The following is a 23010-nucleotide window of genomic DNA, read 5'->3' on the forward strand; positions in this document are numbered from 1 at the left end:
AAAAAGTCTGATACAGGCGGTAAAATTAAAACGCTTGTGGCAGATGCAGTAAAACAGGCAATGAATGCCATTGGTGATGCTGGTGCATATACCAACTTGGTATCGAATATTGGTACTGAGCGCGATAAAGCCAGTGCTGGAAAGTTCGTACGTAAAGACATTGATGATGAACAGCTTGAAGCGGTGTACCAAAACTGGCTTGCACGGCGTATCGTCAACCGTCCTGCTTCGGACATGCTTCGTGCAGGTTGGTTCTATGAAGGCATTCAAGGTGATGATCTAAAACGGCTTGAGGAAGCGTGTAAGGCGTTTCACTTAGAGCATGTGCTTTTATCAGGCCTGATTCTTTCTCGCCTCTACGGCGTTGTGTACATTTTGCTTGGCACTGCTGATGGTGGTAATTTAGACCAGCCTTTAGATATTTCTAAGCTTGGCCAAGGTCGATTAGAGTTCTTTACGGTCGTGAAAAAGAAATACATCACACCTGATAAGAACTCGTATTTACCGCCGTCGGCATGTTGTGGATTACTCAAACAGCCTGAATTTTACGACATGAAAATGGGGAATGAGGCGAAGAAGCGCATTCACCATTCACGCTTAATCCGTATTGCCCATGCTGATGTGGTAAATGAAGAGCCGCAAAGCATCCTGCAAGAAGTGTTTGAAGATCTGCTTGACCATGCCAGCGTAAAGCGCGGATCTGCCAGCCTTGTCCATGAAGCGAAGATCGATGTCATTCAGACACCTCAGTTAGTAGATAAGATCAAAGAGGATATGAAAGGCGTCATGGAGCGCTTTATGTCAGTAGGCTTGATGAAAAGCTTGAATGGCATGTTGGTTCTCGATGCAGAGGAAGAGTACAGCTCCAAATCATATAACTTTGCAGGCTTGCCTGACATGATGCGGGAATTTTCAGTTCAGACCGCTGGCGCTGCAGATATCCCTTATACGATCCTGTTTGGCCAATCACCTGCAGGGATGAATGCAACTGGTGAGCATGACACTCGTAATTACTATGATTCGATAGCAACCAAGCAAGAGTGGATGCTTAAGCCGATCTTGATGAAGTTTCTCTCTATCATCTGCCAGTCCACATTTGGCCGTCAGCTTACTGATTTGGATGTGGTGTTTAATCCTTTATGGCAATTGGATGCCAAAGTCCGCTCAGAGGTCGAAAAAGCCAATGCAGAGCGTGATGAGAAATATTTGAACATGGCAATCATCACTGAGCCTCAGATCGCAAGGCAGCTCCAAATTGATGGTGTTTACTCAGTCATTGATGAGAAGCACATCAAAGAGCTGGAAACAATGGTGAAGCCAAATGACGACGATAATCCAGATCCTTAAACCTCAGTTACAGCAAATTAAGAAAAGTAAAAGAGGGCGCAAGGCAAAACCCAAGGCAGTCAAAGTAAATCGCCGTGTTGAGTTGTTTTATACACGTCAGCTTTTAGAAGTATCAAAGTTTTGCCAGGAACAAACCAAGGCTTTTATTTTACCTACTGTGGGCTATAACATCGGGGATGGTTGGGTTACTGATCTATTCACGGCTCTACGTGAAAAGATGATCAAGTACACGATTGAGGTTTCACGCCCATTGGCCACTAAGGTGGTTACTGATACCAGTAAAGAAGTTGATAAGCAGATTGCCAGCCATACCAAGTCTATTCTTGGTGTGGATTTAACGCCGTTTTATCGCGGTGTCGATATTCAGGACGAGATTGATAAGCAGGTTGAAGCCAATGTGGCTTTGATTAAGTCTATTCCAAGTCAATACGCCGATAAGCTTGAAGCCTTGGTGATGAATGCTTTGCAGACTGGGCAGACCAATGATGACCTTGCTCAGGAAATCAAAAAGCTTGGGCATAGTACAGATAATCGAGCACGGCTGATTGCTCGTGACCAGATGGGCAAGATCAATGGTGGGATTAACAAAAAGCGTCAGACTTCAATGGGCGTGGAAACATATGATTGGTTAGATTCACACGATGATCGTGTGCGCCCACTATGTGCCAGTCACAATGGTAAAACCTTTCGATGGGATACGCCGCCTAAGGGTGGTCATCCTGGTCAAAAGATTGGGTGTCGGTGTACAGCAGTGCCGAATTATGAGGATATTTTGATATAGTTGATTATTACCACAATCACATAAGATAAAAATTGAAACCAGATTATATTTCTTGTTTAACACAAGCATGCGAACGTAGCAGAGAGCTTAACCTTATTCCTGAAGATTTTATTTTAAACTTGAACAGAATGGAGCTAGGAGAAGACTTTGATGACTATCTCTTCAAGTTACATATCCATTTAAAACAAAATGAAGGGGTGCTTGGTAATTGCTTTAAAGTTTCGCACTGGCTAAGGGATTTAGTTAATGATTTTTTTAAAGAGGATTGCGCCTTAATCACCATAGGACATGTAATTGATGATGGTCAGCCTGTGTTTCATCAATCAATGGATCAAAGATTACGTCAGTTGGAGTTAGGGCAAGTTAAATTGCCTATAAATCTTCATTGTTGGATAACTTTACCAGGTGGAATTATTCTTGATCCAACATTTTTCACTACAAAATATGAAAGTTGGAGAGGGAGAATTCTATTTGGTTATTATAAGGATATGCCAGAGAGCGTTTTCTTTTATCCAGAGTTCATTGGTTCAGAGTATTTGATAAGAACTGGTATACCAATAGATATGTAAGTATTAATTCCACCAACCCACTTAGGTGGATTTTTTATTACCTATATACCCAAGAGCCGATAAGGCTCTTTTTTATTGAGCTAAATTTATGAAACACATTTACCAACTTAAAATTGGTGACTTTGCACCGAGTGAAAGCACACGCTCATTTACCAAAGAAGGGTATTTGAAATGCGTCAGTGTTCGCTTGGCCAAAGCACCTCAAGTACGTCAGTACTACGCTTATGAATTTCCGAATTTGGAAGGCTATTCAGCAGATCAGGTTATCAATGTCTATGTGGCAGCTGAGGATCTATTTAAGCCTGAAGTCATTAAAGGATTCGACGGCGTAGACGCAACGGACTATCACCCACCTAAAAATGAAATCAATGCTTCCAACTGGAAGGACTACCACATTGGCGATTGTGAGAATGTGCGCCAAGAGGGTGAATTCATGCTGGGTGATCTGATCATCAAGGATCAGAACAGTATTAATGCTATTCAGAACAATGAGCGTGTTGAGATCTCATTGGGCTACGCAGCTGATCTCGTCCTTGAACAAGGCACGGCACCTGATGGTACGCCGTATCAAGCCAAATTTATCAATTTTAAAGGCAATCACGTGGCGCTGGTGAAATACGGTCGCTGTGGCGGTGATTGTCGCGTCGGTGACCATAAACCAAACCCAAAGGGGAAGAAGATGGAAATTAAAGTAAACGGTATTCGCTTTGAGATTGGTGACAACCAAGCGCTAGCTGATGCTGTAAAGCAACAAGAAGACCAGCTTGAAAACTTAAAAGCAGCAAAACTCAAAGTCGGTGATAAACAATTTGCCATCGGTGATGAATTGCCAGCTGTACAAGCAGTGGTTGATACCTTGCAGACTGAAAATGCAGAACTTAAGCAAAAAGTCGGTGATCTTGAGAAAAACCAAATCACACCTGAAAAACTTGATCAGGTCGTCGCTGAACGTGCGTCAGTGGTTGCGGACGCCGTTGCATTGGTACCAGGGATCAAAACTGAAGGCTGTTCATGTGAACAAATTAAACGTGACGTGATTGCAGCCAAAGCAGGTGACACATTGGTGACTGCTGTACTCGGTGGTGTCACCGTCGGTGATGCTAAGCCTGAACAGATCGACACGGTATTCCGCGCACTGTCAGCAGTGAAGTCGACCACACCCGGCAATGCAGTGGGTGATGTATTACATCAACAGCAACAACAGCAAAACAATAATCAGGACCCTAAAGAAAATAAGGGTTATGACAAGTCTGCTGCATACAAAACAATTTAAGGAGAACTTAAATCATGGTTCAGCAATTAAATGCGGTAGTCGGTCAGCGTGGCCGTTTAACTGCCAAAGAAGTTGTACTGTCATTACCGCTTTCAGGTCTGACTTTAGTCAATGACGGTGATGTAGTTGTCCGCACGACTGATGGCAAATCTGTAACCGCTATTGCAGGTGCTACACCTACACGTTTCGGTGTTGTGGTGCGTCATGGGGTAGGTAAGACTGGTAAAACTACTGCCGGTAAAGAAGCCTATAAAGCCGCTGATATGGTCCCTGTGATGTTTGAAGGCGCGATCTGGGTCAAGCCTACAGCGCCAATCACTGACATTACCGCAGCCGTTTACGTGAAAACTGCAAACGGTACGACTATAGCGCCGTTAGGTTCTCTTTCCTCATCTTCAATAGATGGTACCGAATTACCAGGGGCAGTATGGGAATCTGTGACTGGTGCCGATGGTTTAGCACTTCTTAATCTTCGTGGAGCTTAATAAAACATGAGCAAATTAGCAAAAATGAAAGCGCGTTTAACGCCGATTTCACATGCCATTCAGGCACAAGTTGGCGATGCGTTCAACATGGATGCATTGGCGCAGCTCTTCGTCAAGATCGAAGAACAAAACGAAATTACACCGCAGCTGGCGCAGGTCCTTGACTATGCCAAGTTTATTCCAGTGACCAATGTAAATGCGGTCTATGGTGGTGGTGAAATCCTATCTCGTAAAAAAGGTGTGGGTATTGGTGAAGACTACGCAGGTACTGGTGATGATATTCCACTTGCAGAAGTTGAATACGACACTGTAAGCCTGCCGGTGAAAGTAGGTGTGATCGGCTACCAATATTCAGTGGTTGAATTGGCGACTGCACAGCAAATGAACCTCACGCTTGAAGCGGATAAAGTTCAGGCTGCAAACTTGGCTGCTGAAAAGCACATGTCGAATGTGGCTTGGTACGGTTACACCAAAGCAAATGCCAGTGGACAGCTTGAAAAAGTGAATGGTTTCTTAAACCAAACAGGCGTGACCATCGTGACAGGTCAGCATAATTGGGCTACGGCGACCATTGAAGAAGTTTTATCCGACTTCAATAACTCATTGGCTGATTCGTCAGATTTGTTTGATGGTGATTCTTCAATTGAGCCTGACACTTACTTAATGGCATCAGCGCAGTACACTCACTTATCGACACGTGTCGTGCCAGATTCAGGTGGTAAAACATTCCTGAAGTACATTGAAGAAAACAATATCTTCTCAACTCAAGGCAAACCATTAGCCATCCGTGGTTCTGGTCGTGGCAATGGTAAAGGCACTGCAAACGCAGACCGTTCGATCATCTACCGCCGTGATCCATCATGTATCCAGTTCAAAGGTAATAGCGTTGAGTTCTTGACGGCGCAACCGAAAGGCTTGGATGTGCTTGTACCTGGTCACTACAAATACCAGGGCGTTTGGCTGAAGCGTGTTGATTCGCTTCGTTACCTTGACCATGCATAAGGATTAAAACCACATGGCTAAATATTCATATAAATACAGCGGCTCTAATGCCGCTTTTGTTTTTGCGGGTGTGGCAACTTTACCAACAGGCATCGCCGTATTACTTGAAGCTGACCAACACAAGGCACTTCAAAAAAATAAGTTCGCTAAGCATTTGATTGATGTGGGTGAGCTGAATATTGAAGAAATTGCTGAACCAAAGTCTGCTTCAAGTGGTCGTGGAAAGCCAAATCAAAACAAAATTGACGATGGCAAAGGCAAGGATGAATCCAAACTTGCCGAGCTCACGATTGATGACGTGCGTAAAGCACTGACTGAGCTTGAAATCACCTTTGCTGAAGATGAAACCCTTGAGCAGCTGCAAGAAAAACTTGCTCAAGCGACTGCATAAGGTGAGCTATGGACCCACAAGCTTTTAAATTGAAGTTCAAGTACGACACGGCGCTGATGAATCTTTCTGATACAGAAATTGCAGACGCATTAGAGGAAGCGGATCTCGTTGTGAAGTCACTTGAATTTGGTGATCTGAAAGAACGTGCTGTGGGTCTATATGCAGCACATATTCTTAAGGTTGCACTCAAATCAAAGTCAGGTAACAGCTTTTCAGATGCCTCGAGTATGACCATTGCAGGTCAGAGTGTGAGCTTTTCACGTTCTGGTACCGATGCATTTTATAACCAAAGCATTTATGGCCAGCGTTACCTGGCATTAAAAAATTCAATTCCAATCGGCAATGATGGTACCAATCCCAATCGTTTGGGCGTTGGTGCTTTTGTTGTTTAGGAGCAAGGCATGTCATTTAAGTATCAAGCACCAGTGCATTTTCAAGGCACTTCCGTTGAATGTGCGGGTCAGACTTATCACATCACAACTAAGCACACGATTGAATCTGATGTAGATATTTTCTATGCATTACAGCCATTAGGTTTTACACGTGCGGTACCTGAAACCAAAGCAGAACCTAAAAAGGAAACTGCTGCTGCAAAGTAGGTGATGTATGAGTGATTACCGTGTTGATGCTGATGTTGATTTTAACGAGGTCAATGAGCGTGTACGTGCTGAAATACGGCGCACGGTAAATGCACTCACACTTAAACTTCAGCGCACCATTCAGGAAGACATGCTGACAGGTCAGCGTTTGAATGTGCAGTCTGGACGTTTAAGAGGATCTGTTTCATCCAAAGTGGAAGAGGATAAGGACTGGATCGAGGGGACAGTCGGTGCTGGTGGTGCTTTGGTACCGTATGCCTTTGCTCATGAATTTGGGCTTAAAGGTGCTTTGGCGATTAAGGCGCATCTTCGGATGATCAAGAAAGTCTTTGGTCAGCCAATCACACCGCGTCAAATCATGATCAAAGCTCATTCGCGTAAAGTGGATATGAAAGAGCGCCGTTTTATGCGTGATTCATTGGATGAGGTGGCGAAGATTGTGCCGAAGAATATTGATGCTGCAATTGAAAGAGGATTGAGCAGTGAATAGTGAAGCCATTTACCAGGCATTGTTTGACCGTCTTTCAGGCATTGATGGGATTAAAACCACCAGTCGCCGTTTAAAGCATTTCAATCATGTAGCACCTGATGACCGTCCTGCCTTATTCGTGACGCAAGGCAATCAAACCGAAGCACCAGTGAAAGGCTTGGATGCTAAGGTTGAACTTGAAGCAGAAGTATACGTTTACATTCATGAATCAGATCCAACGATACCGCCGTCGGTACAGTTGAATCAGATGATTGATCAAGTGCGTGCCAAGCTTGTACCGGACAATCCTGATATCTGCGAATACCAAACCTTAGGTGGATTGGTCGAGCATTGTTGGATCGAGGGTACGATCGAAGTTTTTGAGGCAGTGGAAAACATGCTCGATGACCAAGGGATTGCCATCATTCCGATCCGGATCCTCACCACTACCTAAAGCAATTTATAAATTCCATGACCGCCACTACGGCGGTTTTCTCATTTTTAAGAGGTCGATATGGCTCAATATTTATTTGGTGCCGGTAAAATCTTTGCCACACCATTACAGGATGTGCACGGTAATCCAATCACCAACGGCACACCGGTAGAAGTCGGCGTACTGCAGTCAACGTCAGTTGATATCAGTTATGACTTAAAAGAACTCTATGGCCGTGGTCAGTTCGCCGTGGATGCCGCACGTGGTAAAGGTTCGATTAAGTGTAAAGCGACAATGGGTCGTATCAACGGCGCATTGTTGAATTCCATTTTCTTTGGTGGCGTGGTCATTGAAGGCGGTATTACTGCAGTCGCACAAACCATCAATGGTGAAGTCGTTGCAGCGTCAGTTACGCCAGTCGTTCCGAATAGCGGTACATTCGTAAAAGATTTAGGTGTGACTGATGCTAAAGCGATTCCATTAAAGCGTGTGGCGAATGAGCCAGTTGCAGGTCAATACAGTGTGGATGAAGCAACAGGTGTTTATACCTTTGCAGCAGCTGATGTGGGTAAAACGGTATTTATCAGCTTTAAATACTCAGCAACGGTGGCAGGTGCCAAGTCCGGTGTCGTAAGCAACTTGGATATGGGTTACACACCTGAATTCAGTGTTGATCTATTCCGTGACTACAAAGGTAAATTCTTTGGTATGGAATTCTTCCGCTGTGTCAGCAATAAGCTTGCGTTCAGTTCAAAACAGGATGATTACGATCTACCTGAGTTTGAATTCCAACCAATGGCCGATGATTTAGGCCGTGTCTTCAAATGGACTACTTCGGAGTAATATCAAATGCAATTTAACCAGGTCGAAAACCCACGTGGTAATCCACTCAAAATTAATGGCCAGATTTGGATTTTTGCGCCGTTGTCATTAGGTGCTGCTGAAAAGCTGATGCCAAAGCTTAAAACCTTTGATCCAAGTGACTTTGCTTTAGTGGCAGATGTTGCACATAGCTCTTTAAAGCGCAACTATCCTGATATTACCCGTGAATACATTGCTGATGAACTGCTTGATATTGGCCACGTGAACGCCGTATTTGAGACGGTCATGGGGGCTTCTGGTCTGGTTTATACAGGTGAAGACGAGCAGGCAACTGATTCGGGGGAATAGACTGGGAGGAGCTGTACACGCATTTGGTGCTGACTTTAGGCAAGGATTACGACTACGTTCGTAATGAATTGGATTTCCCAAGAGTCAAAGCGTTGAATGCGTATCACAAGCAGTGTCCTCCCAGCCATGTTGGCATTCAGCGTCTGTGTCGGATCCTAGAAGCATTTATGGGGATTGAAGACAGTACCGGTTCAGATGATTTGCAAAGCGATGATGAAGATGATTTGTTTGCAGATCTGCAGAACTTTCCTCAGGGTGGCTAAGGCTGCCCTGATTGATTTATATACTTGAGTTGGTTAAAGTTTGTATGACTTATATAACAATCAACTGAGTTCTTTATGAAAAATATTTTAATGGCTGGGGTAATTAGTCTTTTTTTAGTTGGGTGCAGCAATCCAAAATCAGCTCAAATTCCTACAGACCCAGAGAAATGGGAAGAGCTCAAACCTCAAATTGAAAAGTTGAATGAAGAAGATAAAAAGTTACTTACACAATACTTGATGCGTAAGGGAATGGGAGCTGCTTTCGGTGGAGATGGTATTGAAGCTGGAACAACAGTAGGCGAAGCTATTAAAGAACAACAAAAATGGCTTGAAGACAAAGATGCTAAGGAAAAGGCTCAGGAGGAATTAAAAGCAAAGATTGAAGCTGAAAACGCAGCTGTCAAAAAACAAATGGATGGAATTCTGACAGCAGCCATTGTTTCCAAGTCAGGGCATGCTCGCTATGAATATATTGATAAAATTACTGATATCGGATTCCAACTAGCTTTTGAAAATCATAGTGACAAAGATATTGCGGGCTTTAAAGGGATAATATCTTTTAAAGATATGTTTGGTGACACTATCAAAAACTTAACCCTCTCGTACGATGATGGTGTTAAAGCTAAATCAACTGCCAAATATGAAGGAAGTACAGATTATAATGAGTTCATGGCAGAAGATACTAAGTTGTTGAATACAGACTTGGATAAAATTAAATTTGAGTTTAAACCATCAGTTATCATGTTCACAGATGGAACTAAAATTGAATTAAAGCACACAGATCAGGACTAACTTAATTTTTTACAGGTAATAATTTTCTAATGAGAAAGATTTTATTAGTTTTTTTAGGACTGATGCTTACATCACATTCGGCTTTTTCAAATACATCTGAGATTCACGAAAAGCAAAAAATTTTCAATATGATGAAAATATATACAAGCTTGGTTGCTTGCATGACATCATTTGAAAATGACCCTGAAAACAGTAATCCAACAACAATAAAAGATGTCCATACTGTTGAGTACAATCTTAAAGATAGGTCTTTTGTTTTCTATATTTTATGGGGGGGTGACATGGGGTGTGCTGGAGGCTCAGGTACATTATCTGGTTATGTTACTGAAGTTGCCAAATACGGTGGTGATTGGAAGCCTTATACAATTCAAAGTGATTATGCTTTTGGCCAGAATATTGGCCTGAACTATAAGTATATTGAATCTATTAAGAAAATTGATAGTAATACTTTTGAAGTTATAAGTTGGGATTATGCAGATAGCAAATATGGTGGTGAGGATGGAGGAAGTAATTTTCCGGCAAATAAATTTCGTTACAAGCTTGAAAGAGAAAGGTTTGAGCCTTGGAAAATTACACATCAATCACTACTAGAACAGCGAAAATAATGTTCTAACACAACAACCGCCTCACGGCGGTTTTTTTATGCCTGTGAGATAGGAATTATGAGCAACAATCGAGTGGAAGTGCACGTTGGTGCGAAGACTTCCGAACTTAAGAAAGGCATGAATGATGCTGAAAAGATCGTTAGCGACGGTGCCAAACGAATTGAGGATACTGGGAGTAAAGTTAAGTTTAAACTGGATTTCTCAAGCATTAAAACTGGTTTGGATGACATAACCAAGAATATCAATAATAGGTTTGAGGATATTGGCAAATCAATCTCAGGAAATCTGACTAAAAGCTTTGCTGCGATCGGAGTTGGTATAGCAGCTTCTGTTGGGACAGCGGCTATTGGATTGGCGTCATTAACGTCTGAAGTTGGTCGAGCATCTAAAGAATTGGAAATTCAAGCACGCTTGGCTAATACAACCACAAAAGAATTTCAAGAGTGGGCATTTGCTTCTAAATCAGTCATGGTTGAGCAAGACAAGCTATCTGACATCATGAAAGATGTGAATGATAAGTTTGGTGACTTCATGCAAACTGGTGGCGGAGAAATGGCTGATTTCTTCGAAAAAATTGCGCCAAAGGTAGGTGTAACCGCTAAAGAGTTTCAAGGTCTTACTGGTCCACAAATTCTTGAAAAGTATTATCAAACGTTAGAGAAAGCGAACGTATCCCAAGCTGAGATGACTTTTTACATGGAGTCAATCGCTAATGATGCAACGCTTTTAGCTCCACTGCTTGAGAATAATGCAGAAAAGTTAAAGCAATATTCAAATCAAGCGCATGAGCTTGGTTTGATTATGGATCAGGATGCAATTGCGAAGACTAAGGAATTCAATACTGCGTTAAGTACAATTCAGCAAACTATAGACGGCGTATTTACAAGACTGGCTGCTCAAGCAGCACCAGCACTAACAAATCTAGCAAATGATTTCCTTGGTTTTGCATCAAGATCCAGAGAGGGTATTGATAGTGCAGTCACGGCGATAATCACAATATTCGAAAGCCTTCTCGATATTGTTCAAAGTCTATTTAGTACGATCAGTGGGATTTGGAGTGATTTAACAGCTGATATTGGTGATGGAGCGATTCAACAAGTAGGGTTTATGGATCTAGTCGCTGGTGCGATGAATGGATTCGCAGCTGTGGCAGTTGGTCTGAAAGTTAGTATTGAAATTGCTTTTGCTGCTATTCGTGCGGTCGTTGCTACAGTGTGCCAAGCAATTAATATTTCAATGAACACTGTAATGAATGTATTTGGAGGATTCCGAGATACGATTCAATACGGTCTTGATGTCTTGTCCATCAAGTTTCAGACCTTTGGCAATGTTGTCAGCAATGTTTTGAACTTTAACTTCTCAGCTGCCAAAGCATCATGGGAAAGTGGTTTATCACAATTAGGTTCAATTACTGATCGCTATACAGGTCAGATGCAGTCACGTCTAAACAACCTAAAAACAAGTTGGAATACTGGTGTAAGCAACACAGCTAATGCTTGGGGTACAGCAGGTTCAGCTATTGTCAATTCTGCAACAACAGGTGGGCAAAGACTTCAAAATCTGTTCTTAAAAAATCCTACTGTAGTTGGTTCTGCACCACCGCCTACACCATCACCGACATTTAACCCGGGTAAAGGTATTGGCACAGGGGTCAAAGACTCTAAAGGAAGTTCGGCAAAAGCTAAATCTGATGCTGATGAAAAAGCAAAGGAAAGAGCTGCTGAGCAAGCTGCTAAAGCACTTGCTGATATCCGATACAAGTTTGCGACAGAGGAAGAAAAGATTGCTCTAGATCTTAAGAAAGCTTTGTCTGATATCGAGAAATCAAAAGTCACAGATGCTGAGAAAGTAAAATTTAGAATTGTCGCTGAAAAAGAGGCAAGCGATAAAACAATTGCTTTGCGTGTTAAGGAATTTGAGGATATTAAAAAACTCAAAGAGCAACTCATTGAAAATGATCTACTCATTGCGCAGCGTTCCTATGAAATAGATAAAGCTAATATCCAAGCTGAATTTGATGCTAAAAAGATTTCAAATGTTCAAAAAGCACGGCTTGAAAAAGAGTTAGAAGACAAATTGCGTGAAATTAAACGCAGAGGGCTTGAGGATCGACTTGCACTTGAAAACCAAATGTCTGGTATCTCAGGGAAACAAGGCAATCAGAATCAGATTATGAACAATATTTCTGATTTGGATACTGATCAAAAGGTTTCCGATACCAAGCAAGTAGGAGTTCTTTCAGATGCTCAAATGAAAGACTTTGAAGATAAGTTTGGTGGTCTAACGTCACGAATGTCTGGACTGTGGGATAAAGGCATCCAGTCAATGATGAATGGAACTCTGACGTGGCGAAACGCTATGAATGCAATCTTTGCCGAACTGGCTGGGGCATTCGTCCAAAGCATGATCAGTGAACCATTGAAGAAATATGCCGCCAGTCTGGCAACTCGCATGGCCATAAAATTAGGTTTTATCAAAACCGAAACAGCGGCTGAAATTGCAGGTCAAACCGCCCAAACTGGTGCTGTAGTGGCTGGCGAGGGTATGAAGACAGCTGCAACAGCCACTGGTGTGTTTACACGTCTGGGCATTAAGTTGATGGGTACTATCAAGTCAATCATGATGTCTGCATGGGAAGCCATGGCAGCAGCTTGGGCGGCCTTATCAGCTATTCCTGTTGTCGGCCCTGCATTGGGTGTTGCGGCAGGTGTTGCAGCTTTTGCTGGTGTATCGGCAATTGTTGGCAAGGTTGCATCTGCTCGAGGAGGTTACGATATTCCTGCAGGTGTGAATCCAATGACTCAGCTCCATGAAGAGGAAATGGTACTGCCTAAACAGCATGCCAATACGATCCGTGCCCTAGGTAAAAGCTTATCCTCCGATGGAGGGATAGGTGGTGGCGGTGGAAGTTCAGCGCAAACCTTTAACAATTTTACGATTCAGGCATGGGATTCAAAAGATGTACGTCGATTTATGGAAAAGCATGGTCGTGAATTGGCTGGTGGTTTGAAAGGCTATAACCGTAATTTTGGTCGATAAGGGAGAAAATCGTGTCTGATGTATTGTTTCCTGAATTGCCAGGACTGGAATGGGATCTCAGCAAGAAACCCATTTTCAATACAAAGATCATGGAGTCGGTGAACGGTCGGGAGCTTCGTGCAAGTTACCAGGCCGTGCCCAAGTATGAAATATCTTTGTCATTCGGTTTTCTGCGTGAATCGAAAGGACGTAATGAGCTACAGCAACTCGAAAGTTTCTTTTACGAGCGCCGTGGTGCATTCGATTCTTTTCTTTTTAAAATGCCAGACGATAGTGAATACAGTTGTTCATTTAACGGGAACGGCAGCACGACTAGCTATCAGATCTATAAGCAGATGCACACTTCAAAGATCCCTTTAGCGCATACAAAAGCGATAACTGTATTTGAAATTGATCCAACGTTTTGGAATGAAGATGATAACGCTTTGTTTTGGAGTGATAACGATGATGATCTATTTTGGGATGACACAACTGCTCAAGTCACCAAGTCGGGCATGGTTACGCTTTCAAAGCCTTTGAAACAAGGTCATAAGTTTGAGGTGAAAGGGACGTATTACTACCGCTGCCGATTTGCCGACGATGAACAGCAATACACCAACTTCATGAGCAAATTATGGAAAGCCAATAAAGTTGAAATGATTGGCTCATTGGGAAATAAGGTATGAGAACAGCATCTCCACAATTAATTGCCTTGCTTGATGCTGATCAGTTTGTGATGGCAGATCTCTATACCATTACAACGGTACAGGGCGATGTTTTTCGATACACGAATTATGACTTTGACCTGGTGGTTGCAGGTCAGGTCTATAGCTCGGAAGGCCCAATTATCAGCCGTGATGGAATCAGTCTTTCACTCGGCATTGAAGTCGATAATTTATCGATCAATATTGATTGTATTGACGATAACAAATGGAATGGTATCAACGTTGTCCAGGCCTTTCATAATGGCCAACTGGATGGTGCTCGATTTAAGTTGGAACGGATTTTCATGAATATGAATACACCAACCGATACCAGTGCCGGGGCTATCAAGCTTTTTGAAGGTCGAATCATTGAACCTGATTTGGATCGCAATTCTATTCAAGCCAGTGTGGCATCAGATCTGGATGAATTGAACGTGCAAATGCCACGAAACCTGTATCAGCCAAGCTGTACCAACACGCTATTTGATACGGCATGCGGTCTATTGCGTCAAAACTTTATGGTGCAAACGACCATTGAATCGGGCAGTACTCCAGCTCGAATTTTATGCCAGGTGAATCAACCGCAAGGTTGGTTTACTCAGGGTGTAATTGAGTTTTTGGACGGTGGTAATGCAGGTTTAAAACGAACAATTCGTATGCATGAATCAGGTGCTTTATTATTGACTTTGCCATTGTTGGAAGCACCGCAAGCAGGGCAACGAATCAAAGTTTATCCAGGATGTGATAAGCGTCTTGAAACCTGCCAAAACCGTTTTAATAATTTCAGCCGTTTCCGTGGTGCGCCATTTATACCTGTACCAGAAACAGCCGTTTAACCAAATTTGTATTAATCCATACCCAGCCATTGAGCTGGGTTTTTTTATGGGGTGAGAAAATGCCTATACCTACGCCAGCTGATTTTCGTGACCGAACTAAAAAACATTCTGAAGTGCGTGAAATGATGGCGCAAATGGCCGAGAATGTAGCACCTATTCAGAAAGTAGATTTAAAACAGAAACATATCTCTGCTGATACGGCTGAATTAATAGATTTCTCTACTTACCTGCAAGTTGGTAATTTGAATGCAGCGACAGGATTGCTAGAAAACTCACAATATACAAATCGAAGAAGTATTGTCGATTTTCCAGTAGTGCAGGGGGTGACTTATAGAATTCAAAATACTGCAGATGTTGTATCTAGTTTGCGTGTAGCTTTTTTCGATGCAAATCAGAATCTGTTAAGTGTTATTACAAAAACTGCAGGTCAGATGGTTGATTGGATTTTTACAGCACCTGCCAATGCTGCGAAAGCGAATATTACACTTAAAAGCGGTAATACTGATTCTATTGCGTATGATGCATCTTTAGTCAGATTTTATTCTTCGGCATCAGGCGTTTTTGAATTATCAAAAGTAAATAACTTTAGCTTACGTGATGATCGTGTTCCAGGGTTGCAAGCCAATCTTTCTTCTGTAGCTGGAAAAACAAATACTCTCGAAAAAGAAATTTTTAAAAGCGAGCAATATAACGACTGGCTGGAATTTGGTCTTGATTCCGCGGGTGGCCTAAATACAGTAAATACCCAGTCGCATCTTGAATATATCTCCGTTCAAGATGGTGATGTGCTTAGTAGCGATAAGCCTATGTATCGCATTAATTTATATAAAGCAGATAAGAGTTTTATTAGCCAAGGTGGTTTCACTGGTGGTAGTTCCTTCACCATCCCTTCGGGATTAAATGTTGTATTTGTGCGTATCTCTAAAACTGAGTCACATACAACGAATACAACTGTCGTGACAGTAACATCGCCAGTTTCTGAAATTATCAAGATGAAAGCTACGGTTGCTGAAAATGCAAATACTGTTGCATTAAACAAAGTGGCTATTCAACAAAAACAAGACATTATTAAGCCTGCCACCGCATCTTTGATAGATTTCACAGCATATTTGAAAGTTGGGAATATCAATGCAAGTACAGGTCTACTTGAAAATACAGGATCAAAAAATCGTAGAAGTATTGTCGATTTTCCAGTAGTGCAGGGATTTACTTACAGAATTCAGAATACCGCTGATTTACTGTCGAATCTAAGGATTGGTTGGTTTGATTCAAACGGTACATTGCTCAGTGTGACAAATCGGCCAGCAGGTCAGATGGCGGATTGGATTTTTACTGCGCCTGCCAATGCCGTAAAAGCGAATATTACACTGAAAAGCGGTAATACTGATTCTGTGGTATTTGATAGTGGTCTTGTTAAATTTTTCAGCTCTACAAATGGTGATTTTAAGCTGACCCATATTAATGGATTTGAACTTGCTGGAGCGGGTGGAGGAGATACTGCTACTGATCCTGATGCAGTAAAAAATGTTGTGGTAGGTGGGATCTATGCAAATAAAGATGGGAATGGTGTTGTCGTAATTGGAGACGCCACAGCTCAAAGATCTGGACTTATGTCGCCAGTTGATAAAGCAAAATTGGATGCGTTGATTAATGGAATAATCACGATTAATGGGAGCGGTGTAACTAAAAATGCTGCATCATTTGGTTTTTTGCCGAACAACAATGCTGATGATAATGTTGTTGCATTAAAAGCAGCAGTGGCAGGCGGCGGTACCATCTTAATCGATTACCCAGGTGTTTATGACATCAATCAAACGATTCCACTTGAGAGCAATACACTCATTTTGTTTGGTGCAAAAGTCTACATTAATAAAGTGTTATTTAGTGGCAAGTCTCCAAAATACACATTCATTAATGAAGGTGCGTACCGTAAGCAATGGAATGAAAATATCATTTTACGTGGAATGAAAATGATTTGTAACGGCATCGGAAATGGAACTGATGGAACAGCTGGTATTCCTGGCTTGCGTGGTCATATCGCGATGCACTATATCCGAAATTTTCATTTAGACGATTTTGAGTTGCTAGATGGTGATGCTCAAAGCTACGTTGTGCATGTTTGTACTTTTGAGAATATCAAAATCACCAGTCCACACATTGAAGGATATAAAGACGCAATTCACCTTGGAAATGGAGACTGCTACCTAATCCGTGATGGTCGTTTTAAAACGTACGACGATCCAATTGCATTGAACTGCCATGATTACGCGACAGGTCAGCCTGAGCTGGGTTCATTGACGAACGGTTTGATTGAAAACTGTTATGACTTAGCTGACCCTGACCGTGGCACAACAGGATACTTTGCGCGAATTTTGGCAGGTGCTTGGATTGATTGGAAAAGTGGAATGACTGTTCAGCAGTCGGATACCGTTGTTGCAAGTAATGGCAAGATGTATCGAGTGAGTAATGGCGTAACAGATCCAGTTACTTATTACACTTCACTCACTGAGCCAAGTCATGCTACTGGAACTGCAACGATTGATGGTATTAAGTGGACAATGATTCAAGATCAGAATGTAGGTCATTCTGTAGGTGTTCGTGGTTTAACTTTTAGAAACATCTATCTTCAAAAGCCTCGTCCAATAGGGATTTCGATTCATTTTGATAAAGATCGCCATTCACGTAGCTATTACCCTAATTCTGAGATTCCTGATCAAGACGGAATTGTGTTTGACGGGTTATATCAACAAGCGGACATTCCGACATTGATTAGTGCTGTAACACCATTAAAAACGGTGAAAATCATCAATTCAGAGATCGGTGATACTCGTATTAATTTAACGAATATCAATACAGATGGCATGACTTATGAGCCTGTGAACGTGCTGATGATGGGCAATACGTTTAAAGGAAAGCTAGCTGGTCAACCGCTAATCTCCACAGCAGCAGGTCGTACAGCTAAAGTGAAGATTTTAGGTTCGATCAAAGAAAACGATAGCTATAATCCGACTTTCGGATCTGGCGTGACAGTAATTTCATCGGATCTCTAAAATGAAAAACCTCGAAGCCGTTGCCGAAGCCCTAACATGGCTCGGCACACCTTACCACCACCAAGGGCGTGTCAAAGGTGTGGGTGTGGATTGTGCAACACTGCTTTGTGAAGTTTATGAAGCAGTGGGGCTTATTGATCATTATGATCCGCGCCCATATCCAGCCGATTGGCACATGCACCAGATGGGGCAGCGCTATCTTGAACACATTCAGAAATTTTGTGATCAAGTGACTGAGCCGCAGCCTGGTGATATTGTTCTTTATCATTTTGGCAAGTGCATCAGTCATGCTGCAATTGTCGTTGAGTGGCCAACGATCATCCACTCATATATCCATCAGGGGGTCATCCTCCAGGATGGAACCAAAGGAAGTTTAGCCCGGCGAATTGCCGGGTTTTATCGTTTAAGAGGGCTATAAAATGGGTGGTGTTTTTGGGGGTGGTACAGTCAGTACATCTGATAAACGTATCAATTCAATGCGAATTCAACAATCCGCTTATGGTCTTTGTCAGCCTCTGGTTTATGGCAAAAATCGTGTTGCGGCAAATATGTTCTGGTATGGTGATTTTACCGCCACAGCCCATACAACAACGACAAAACAAGGTGGTAAGGGTGGGGGTGTAAAAACCAAAAACACGACTTATACCTACAGCGCTTCATTCATGCTTGGGCTTTGTGAAAACAAAATCAAAGACATTGGGATTATCTGGCGCGATAAAGAACAGATTGTTCCTAAAACGGAAGGTGGTATTCAGCTTAAACCTATTGATCAGCTAGGGTTTGAATTATTTGATGGTGATCATAATCCTGTCTGGGGCTATCTCCCATCAAAGCATCCTGACCAGGCATTGCACTATCCATTTCTCGGTTATGTCGCATGTGCCAACTACGATCTGGGGGGGAGTGCCAGCTTATCGAATCACAATTTTGAAGTGATTAGCGATATTACATTCTCAGAAACGATTCAAGATGCCAATCCTGCAGATGTAATTGAAGACTTCATTACCAATCCTCGTTATGGCGCATCACCAAGTCTGCAAATGGCAGATTTATCTGAATTTCGAACCTATTGTGCTGCCACTAATTTGTTGGTCAGTCCTGCTTTGACAGAACAGCGTGAAGCATTCGAAATCATCAATGAAATTGTTGAAGCGGTAAATTGTGCTGTGGTTCCTAGTCCAGACGGTTTGAAGATCAGGTCTTATGGTGACAGTGTTGTCAGTGGAAATGGGGTAACGTTCGTACCTGATCTAGAGCCGGTTTATCACCTTACTGATGACGATTTTCTAGGTGAAGATCAGCCAGTTCGGGTACGTCGAAGTCGTGATACTGATGCCTATAATCATTGCCAGATTGAATATGTAAACCGCTTCAATCAATACAATACTGAAACCGTTGAAGCTAAAGACCAGGCAAATATTGAAATGTTTGGTCTACGTACGCAAGATCCGGTCAAGCATGATTTTTTCTGTGAACCTAAAATTGCCCGTCATGCAGTGCAGTTGCTATTGCAGCGAAAACTTTATGTCCGTAATGAATATGAGTTCGAATTAGGCTGGAAGTACTGCCGTTTAGAGCCGATGGACATTGTGACCATCACAGATGAATCACTAGGCTTAAATCAGTTTCCAGTTCGGATCACCCGGGTTGAAGAAGATGAAGACGGAATGCTCTCGATTACGGCTGAAGAACTGGCTGTTGGATCTCGCTCTGCAGTTGAATATGATCTTCAATCATCTAATGGCTATCAGGGAGGAAATGAAGAACCAGGAAACGTGAATGCACCGAATATTTTTGAACCACCATTAGATTTGACTAGCGGTAAAAATCAGATCTGGGTAGCAGTATCTGGTGGAATTAATTGGGGCGGCTGTAATGTCTGGGTCAGCCTGGATAATACGACTTATGAAATGGTTGGTACGATCTATGGGTCTGCTCGATATGGTGCCCTGGTTTCAGCGATTGATGCAGATGATACCGAGATGCAGATTCAGTTGAATACATCCAGCCAGATGTTCAGTGGTACGGTTGAAGATGCTGAAGTTGATGCAACTCTATGTAGAGTCGGTGACGAATATATTAACTATATTGAGGCCACATTGAATGGATCTGGGCTGTATACATTGAGCGATGTGATCCGTGGGCGTTTCGATGATGCAGGGCCACATAATGCAGGCGAATCATTTGTTCGTATTGATCGTGCCATTTTTAGCCATGATTACAATGAAAATATGGTTGGAAAACAGATTTATCTGAAGTTCACCAGCTTCAATGGATTGCAGCAAAAAGAACAGACTCTGGATGAGGTGGCGGCTTATAGTCACACCATTACTGGCAGCCGTCCATCTGGCGTAAAAGGTCTATCCCTTCAGTCAGCCTTTGAAGGTACAAGCTTTAAAGTTCAGTGGCAAAGTGCAGCTGGTGCTACAGGGTACATTGTTCAGATCATGTCAGGTGGCGTATTGCTACGTGAAGTTGAAACGACAAATACTGATTACAGTTACAGTATGGATGAAGCCAAGATTGACGGTATTCAACGTGCTTATACTCTACGGGTCGCAAGTAAAAACGGTTCGATTGTCAGTACCTTTGCGGAGCTGAATATCAGTAATCCGGTGCCACCACAATTGTTGAACGTCTACACATCTGCCACTGCAGATTCGATCACAGTGACTTGGATTCCAAGTGAAGTCCCCGATCTTAAAGACTATCAAGTTTGGGTGAGTACAACACAAGGTTTCGATCCTGAAACGACTGCACCTCGTTGGACAGGTACCGAGAATGCTTGCATGATCACAGGTCTAAGTTCGACCACGATCTACTACATTCGTGTGGCTGCACGCGACGTGTGGAAACAAACATCATGGAATTACTCAGCAGAGATCACGCAGGTCACAGCTGATGGATAAAACAACATAGAGCACCTTCGGGTGCTTTTTTATTGCCAAAAAATTAGGAGTGGTCTATGAATGACCCGTTAAGCATCAAGGGCCTACCATGGCTTTTTAAAATTATCGCTGCAGTGGTTGGGGCAATCTTTGCTCTGACGTTATCGGGGGATATCGACACTGAGGGACGAATTAAAATCACGATGGGTGTGATTATGAAGTTCACGTTTAGTGTGGCGATTAGTCTGTATGGTGGTTCAGCATTTATTGAATATTATGGTTGGCATGTCTATTCACATATGACGCAAGGCTTTGTAATGTTGATCTTTGCGATTTTCGGAATGTTGTTAATTGGCATCTGGTATCAAGCAATCCAGCTGTTACGTGGTAAAACCATTGGTGAATTAATCTTTGAAATTCGATCAGCTTTTAAAGCAATGTTTAAGTGAGTAAGTGAAAAATGAAACAGATATTTGATTTTTTAAGAAAGATCAGTGGTGGAACACTTACTCAAAAACAGGTTGATGCTGCGAATCAAGTGATTGCAACGGCTACAGATGCATCAGTGGTTGATATGTTGGGTATTGCGATCGACCAGATGGCCGTTAGCCCTTTTGGTGTAGATCTCATCTGTAGTTTCGAGGGTAAGCGACTTACTGCCTATGACGATGGGGTGGGAGTGTGGACGATTGGTTTCGGTACCACAGTTTATCCGAACGGCATTAAAGTTATGAAAGGTGATACCTGCACGGAAGCACAAGCTAAGGCTTTTATGGCGCATGATTTAAAGAAATTTGAAGCTGCTGTAAATAATGCGGTGACAGTACCACTTAATCAAAATCAGTTCGATGCACTGGTATCACTTGCCTACAACATTGGGACCAATGCATTTAGCAAATCAACTTTGGTGAAAAAGCTGAATGCCAATGATAATCGTGCTGCTGCGGATCAGTTTGATGTGTGGGTGAATGCGGGTGGTAAGCGTATGCAAGGGCTTGTGAATCGTCGTGCTAAAGAAAAGGCTTTGTTTCTATCATGATCAAAGCATTCATGCTGTGCATCCTGCTTTCAGGCTGCACAGCTCATTCGATTTCGACAAAGGTGCATGTCACTGTTTGTGTTCAGTGTGTGAATTGAAAAAGCCCTCTACGTGAGGGCTTTCTACATTTATTTTACAAAGATGTATGTTTTTAGTCCGATTAACAGCTCACAATTTTTATGTTCGATATCTTTTATCAACTCTAAAATATTGACCACTGATTCACTTGTTAGGAAAGTGGTTTGACTAAATGGCTTTGATCTCTCATCTGATAACATTTTTGCAAATTTATCAATCTCTGCACGATAATTTAACATCAATCCAAAAATATCCTGCCCTTGGGATAAAAAGCAGAATGAAGTCATAATGTCTTTGTTTTTATTAAATAGGTTTAATAAATTATTTTCAAAATCTGATGCTAGAGAATATGAGGAAATTTTTTTAGTTGATTTATTTAAAGATATATCTTCGCAAGTAAATTTTAATTGATGTATGAGATCACGCTCCTTATGAATTAATTTAAAAGTTTCTTTAGCTTCGGTTGCAAGCACTTGTTTATTATGTTGTTCTTTCCAATCATTAAATAATCGAGATGCAATATATGCAGCAATAAGAGTGGTTATACCACCAAAAAAACCTGATGCAGTAGAAAGAGAGTCTTTGAGTAAGATTAGTGTTTTACTGTCAGCATTTGAATAAAACCAAAAAATAACCGCAAATAGAAGAATGCATCCAAATGCAGTCGCGAGGAAAATTGTAGAAATTAAATGACTAAACTTCATATTCTTATAAAAATAAAAAACTTATAGCAGTATTTTTATTTCCTAACAACCTTTGCACCATTTCAAAACTCCCCACGTCTACGCACCAGAAAGGAACTGGCGATACTTTCAGCGTGAAATACCTTAGCATCATCCTTATCATCGACCCAAAACCATTCAGGTTGATAGACCTGTTGGACATCTGAAAAATCATCGTATTCCAGTATTTCTTGTGTCGCATCTCGATAGGCAAGCCACTTGCCATCTTTGGTAATGTAGGCCATTGAACACCCCCCTCAAATTACAAACTTCACATTTCATTCACTAATTTTTTTCTTTTCATAAACGAGATACAGTACATAGCTATAACTGTAACACATGCAATATTCCGAACCTTTAAAATGATGATATAGTGCTCTTGCAGATTGACCGACTCAAGAGAATTTTGAGTCGGTTTTTTGCGTTAAATATCTGTGGATAAGTCATTTGAAACACCAAAAATACACCAATAAATCGCAACTTGCTGATTATTATA

General features: G+C 41.9%; 26 protein-coding genes. 24 read left to right on the forward strand and 2 right to left on the reverse strand.

The features are described from left to right. The first annotated feature begins 60 nt into the window (after positions 1 to 60). From AC4CUX_RS15310 to AC4CUX_RS15425, 24 genes are all read left to right on the forward strand, one after another. A complete protein-coding gene (locus AC4CUX_RS15310; RefSeq protein WP_490792631.1) occupies positions 61 to 1347 on the forward strand; it encodes a DUF1073 domain-containing protein in 1287 nt (428 codons plus the stop codon). Further along, complete coding sequence (locus AC4CUX_RS15315) at positions 1322 to 2128, forward strand: phage head morphogenesis protein (protein WP_490792519.1); 807 nt, start codon at positions 1322 to 1324, stop codon at positions 2126 to 2128. The genes AC4CUX_RS15310 and AC4CUX_RS15315 overlap by 26 nt, the downstream gene beginning before the upstream one ends. A 32-nt stretch (positions 2129 to 2160) precedes the next feature. Then, the gene (locus tag AC4CUX_RS15320) at positions 2161 to 2697 is read left to right on the forward strand and encodes a hypothetical protein (protein WP_490792520.1); all 537 of its coding nucleotides are present in this window, start codon (positions 2161 to 2163) and stop codon (positions 2695 to 2697) included. A gap of 88 nt (positions 2698 to 2785) precedes the next feature. Continuing rightward, positions 2786 to 3970 carry a DUF2213 domain-containing protein gene (locus AC4CUX_RS15325; RefSeq protein ID WP_490792521.1) on the forward strand — a complete coding sequence of 395 codons (1185 nt, stop codon included), beginning with the start codon at positions 2786 to 2788 and terminating at the stop codon, positions 3968 to 3970. A gap of 14 nt (positions 3971 to 3984) precedes the next feature. Beyond that, on the forward strand, positions 3985 to 4455 hold the full coding sequence (locus AC4CUX_RS15330; RefSeq protein WP_490792522.1) for a structural cement protein Gp24: 471 nt from the start codon (positions 3985 to 3987) through the stop codon (positions 4453 to 4455). 6 nt (positions 4456 to 4461) lie between these two features. Further along, the gene (locus tag AC4CUX_RS15335; protein WP_490792523.1) at positions 4462 to 5457 is read left to right on the forward strand and encodes a DUF2184 domain-containing protein; all 996 of its coding nucleotides are present in this window, start codon (positions 4462 to 4464) and stop codon (positions 5455 to 5457) included. Positions 5458 to 5470: 13 nt separating this feature from the next. Next, on the forward strand, positions 5471 to 5848 hold the full coding sequence (locus AC4CUX_RS15340; protein ID WP_490792524.1) for a hypothetical protein: 378 nt from the start codon (positions 5471 to 5473) through the stop codon (positions 5846 to 5848). Positions 5849 to 5856: 8 nt separating this feature from the next. Further along, positions 5857 to 6240 (forward strand): DUF4054 domain-containing protein, encoded by a 384-nt coding sequence (locus AC4CUX_RS15345; protein WP_490792525.1) that lies wholly within the window; start codon positions 5857 to 5859, stop codon positions 6238 to 6240. Between the two features lie 9 nt (positions 6241 to 6249). Further along, positions 6250 to 6447, forward strand: coding sequence for a hypothetical protein (locus AC4CUX_RS15350; protein WP_265758545.1), 198 nt, complete (start codon positions 6250 to 6252; stop codon positions 6445 to 6447). Positions 6448 to 6454: 7 nt separating this feature from the next. Further along, the gene (locus AC4CUX_RS15355; protein ID WP_490792526.1) at positions 6455 to 6937 is read left to right on the forward strand and encodes a hypothetical protein; all 483 of its coding nucleotides are present in this window, start codon (positions 6455 to 6457) and stop codon (positions 6935 to 6937) included. Beyond that, on the forward strand, positions 6930 to 7370 hold the full coding sequence (locus AC4CUX_RS15360) for a hypothetical protein (protein ID WP_490792527.1): 441 nt from the start codon (positions 6930 to 6932) through the stop codon (positions 7368 to 7370). Before AC4CUX_RS15355 ends, AC4CUX_RS15360 begins: the two co-directional genes overlap by 8 nt. A 60-nt stretch (positions 7371 to 7430) precedes the next feature. Next, positions 7431 to 8192 (forward strand): hypothetical protein, encoded by a 762-nt coding sequence (locus AC4CUX_RS15365; RefSeq protein WP_490792528.1) that lies wholly within the window; start codon positions 7431 to 7433, stop codon positions 8190 to 8192. Between the two features lie 6 nt (positions 8193 to 8198). Beyond that, on the forward strand, positions 8199 to 8519 hold the full coding sequence (locus tag AC4CUX_RS15370; RefSeq protein ID WP_490792529.1) for a hypothetical protein: 321 nt from the start codon (positions 8199 to 8201) through the stop codon (positions 8517 to 8519). 26 nt (positions 8520 to 8545) lie between these two features. After that, positions 8546 to 8782 (forward strand): hypothetical protein, encoded by a 237-nt coding sequence (locus AC4CUX_RS15375; RefSeq protein WP_057063839.1) that lies wholly within the window; start codon positions 8546 to 8548, stop codon positions 8780 to 8782. A gap of 75 nt (positions 8783 to 8857) precedes the next feature. Further along, on the forward strand, positions 8858 to 9574 hold the full coding sequence (locus AC4CUX_RS15380) for a hypothetical protein (protein ID WP_490792530.1): 717 nt from the start codon (positions 8858 to 8860) through the stop codon (positions 9572 to 9574). Between the two features lie 29 nt (positions 9575 to 9603). Further along, positions 9604 to 10179 carry a hypothetical protein gene (locus AC4CUX_RS15385; protein WP_490792531.1) on the forward strand — a complete coding sequence of 192 codons (576 nt, stop codon included), beginning with the start codon at positions 9604 to 9606 and terminating at the stop codon, positions 10177 to 10179. Between the two features lie 57 nt (positions 10180 to 10236). After that, entirely contained in the window at positions 10237 to 13218 is a 2982-nt protein-coding gene (locus AC4CUX_RS15390) for a phage tail protein (RefSeq protein WP_490792532.1), read from the forward strand. Between the two features lie 11 nt (positions 13219 to 13229). After that, on the forward strand, positions 13230 to 13883 hold the full coding sequence (locus AC4CUX_RS15395) for a DUF2460 domain-containing protein (protein ID WP_490792533.1): 654 nt from the start codon (positions 13230 to 13232) through the stop codon (positions 13881 to 13883). Then, positions 13880 to 14737, forward strand: a complete 858-nt coding sequence (locus tag AC4CUX_RS15400; RefSeq protein WP_490792534.1) for a DUF2163 domain-containing protein — start codon at positions 13880 to 13882, stop codon at positions 14735 to 14737. The genes AC4CUX_RS15395 and AC4CUX_RS15400 overlap by 4 nt, the downstream gene beginning before the upstream one ends. 59 nt (positions 14738 to 14796) lie before the next feature. Further along, the gene (locus AC4CUX_RS15405; protein WP_490792535.1) at positions 14797 to 17787 is read left to right on the forward strand and encodes a hypothetical protein; all 2991 of its coding nucleotides are present in this window, start codon (positions 14797 to 14799) and stop codon (positions 17785 to 17787) included. A gap of 1 nt (position 17788) precedes the next feature. Next, a complete protein-coding gene (locus tag AC4CUX_RS15410) occupies positions 17789 to 18205 on the forward strand; it encodes an NlpC/P60 family protein (protein WP_490792536.1) in 417 nt (138 codons plus the stop codon). 1 nt (position 18206) lies between these two features. After that, a complete protein-coding gene (locus tag AC4CUX_RS15415) occupies positions 18207 to 20696 on the forward strand; it encodes a phage tail protein (protein WP_490792537.1) in 2490 nt (829 codons plus the stop codon). Between the two features lie 56 nt (positions 20697 to 20752). Beyond that, positions 20753 to 21124, forward strand: coding sequence for a hypothetical protein (locus AC4CUX_RS15420; RefSeq protein ID WP_087010935.1), 372 nt, complete (start codon positions 20753 to 20755; stop codon positions 21122 to 21124). 11 nt (positions 21125 to 21135) lie between these two features. After that, positions 21136 to 21714, forward strand: a complete 579-nt coding sequence (locus AC4CUX_RS15425) for a lysozyme (protein WP_490792538.1) — start codon at positions 21136 to 21138, stop codon at positions 21712 to 21714. 128 nt (positions 21715 to 21842) lie between these two features. Here AC4CUX_RS15425 and AC4CUX_RS15430 read toward each other — a convergent pair whose 3' ends face one another. Both AC4CUX_RS15430 and AC4CUX_RS15435 read right to left on the reverse strand, forming a co-directional pair. Further along, on the reverse strand, positions 21843 to 22496 hold the full coding sequence (locus tag AC4CUX_RS15430) for a hypothetical protein (protein ID WP_490792539.1): 654 nt from the start codon (positions 22494 to 22496) through the stop codon (positions 21843 to 21845). A gap of 62 nt (positions 22497 to 22558) precedes the next feature. Next, a complete protein-coding gene (locus tag AC4CUX_RS15435; RefSeq protein ID WP_490792540.1) occupies positions 22559 to 22759 on the reverse strand; it encodes a hypothetical protein in 201 nt (66 codons plus the stop codon). Positions 22760 to 23010 lie beyond the last annotated feature (251 nt).

The organism is Acinetobacter sp. 231_lipA, assembly GCF_058243005.1.

Bases quoted from the DNA above. Each gene is read 5' to 3' on its own strand.
- AC4CUX_RS15325 (WP_490792521.1), top strand. From the start codon at position 2,786: ATGAAACACATTTACCAACTTAAAATTGGTGACTTTGCACCGAGTGAA.
- AC4CUX_RS15370 (WP_490792529.1), top strand. From the start codon at position 8,199: ATGCAATTTAACCAGGTCGAAAACCCACGTGGTAATCCACTCAAAATT.
- AC4CUX_RS15425 (WP_490792538.1), top strand. From the start codon at position 21,136: ATGAAACAGATATTTGATTTTTTAAGAAAGATCAGTGGTGGAACACTT.
- AC4CUX_RS15415 (WP_490792537.1), top strand. From the start codon at position 18,207: ATGGGTGGTGTTTTTGGGGGTGGTACAGTCAGTACATCTGATAAACGT.
- AC4CUX_RS15350 (WP_265758545.1), top strand. From the start codon at position 6,250: ATGTCATTTAAGTATCAAGCACCAGTGCATTTTCAAGGCACTTCCGTT.
- AC4CUX_RS15400 (WP_490792534.1), top strand. From the start codon at position 13,880: ATGAGAACAGCATCTCCACAATTAATTGCCTTGCTTGATGCTGATCAG.
- AC4CUX_RS15420 (WP_087010935.1), top strand. From the start codon at position 20,753: ATGAATGACCCGTTAAGCATCAAGGGCCTACCATGGCTTTTTAAAATT.
- AC4CUX_RS15380 (WP_490792530.1), top strand. From the start codon at position 8,858: ATGAAAAATATTTTAATGGCTGGGGTAATTAGTCTTTTTTTAGTTGGG.
- AC4CUX_RS15385 (WP_490792531.1), top strand. From the start codon at position 9,604: ATGAGAAAGATTTTATTAGTTTTTTTAGGACTGATGCTTACATCACAT.
- AC4CUX_RS15390 (WP_490792532.1), top strand. From the start codon at position 10,237: ATGAGCAACAATCGAGTGGAAGTGCACGTTGGTGCGAAGACTTCCGAA.
- AC4CUX_RS15345 (WP_490792525.1), top strand. From the start codon at position 5,857: ATGGACCCACAAGCTTTTAAATTGAAGTTCAAGTACGACACGGCGCTG.
- AC4CUX_RS15310 (WP_490792631.1), top strand. From the start codon at position 61: ATGAATGCCATTGGTGATGCTGGTGCATATACCAACTTGGTATCGAAT.
- AC4CUX_RS15330 (WP_490792522.1), top strand. From the start codon at position 3,985: ATGGTTCAGCAATTAAATGCGGTAGTCGGTCAGCGTGGCCGTTTAACT.
- AC4CUX_RS15435 (WP_490792540.1), bottom strand. From the start codon at position 22,759: ATGGCCTACATTACCAAAGATGGCAAGTGGCTTGCCTATCGAGATGCG.
- AC4CUX_RS15335 (WP_490792523.1), top strand. From the start codon at position 4,462: ATGAGCAAATTAGCAAAAATGAAAGCGCGTTTAACGCCGATTTCACAT.
- AC4CUX_RS15315 (WP_490792519.1), top strand. From the start codon at position 1,322: ATGACGACGATAATCCAGATCCTTAAACCTCAGTTACAGCAAATTAAG.
- AC4CUX_RS15340 (WP_490792524.1), top strand. From the start codon at position 5,471: ATGGCTAAATATTCATATAAATACAGCGGCTCTAATGCCGCTTTTGTT.
- AC4CUX_RS15365 (WP_490792528.1), top strand. From the start codon at position 7,431: ATGGCTCAATATTTATTTGGTGCCGGTAAAATCTTTGCCACACCATTA.
- AC4CUX_RS15355 (WP_490792526.1), top strand. From the start codon at position 6,455: ATGAGTGATTACCGTGTTGATGCTGATGTTGATTTTAACGAGGTCAAT.
- AC4CUX_RS15430 (WP_490792539.1), bottom strand. From the start codon at position 22,496: ATGAAGTTTAGTCATTTAATTTCTACAATTTTCCTCGCGACTGCATTT.
- AC4CUX_RS15410 (WP_490792536.1), top strand. From the start codon at position 17,789: ATGAAAAACCTCGAAGCCGTTGCCGAAGCCCTAACATGGCTCGGCACA.
- AC4CUX_RS15405 (WP_490792535.1), top strand. From the start codon at position 14,797: ATGCCTATACCTACGCCAGCTGATTTTCGTGACCGAACTAAAAAACAT.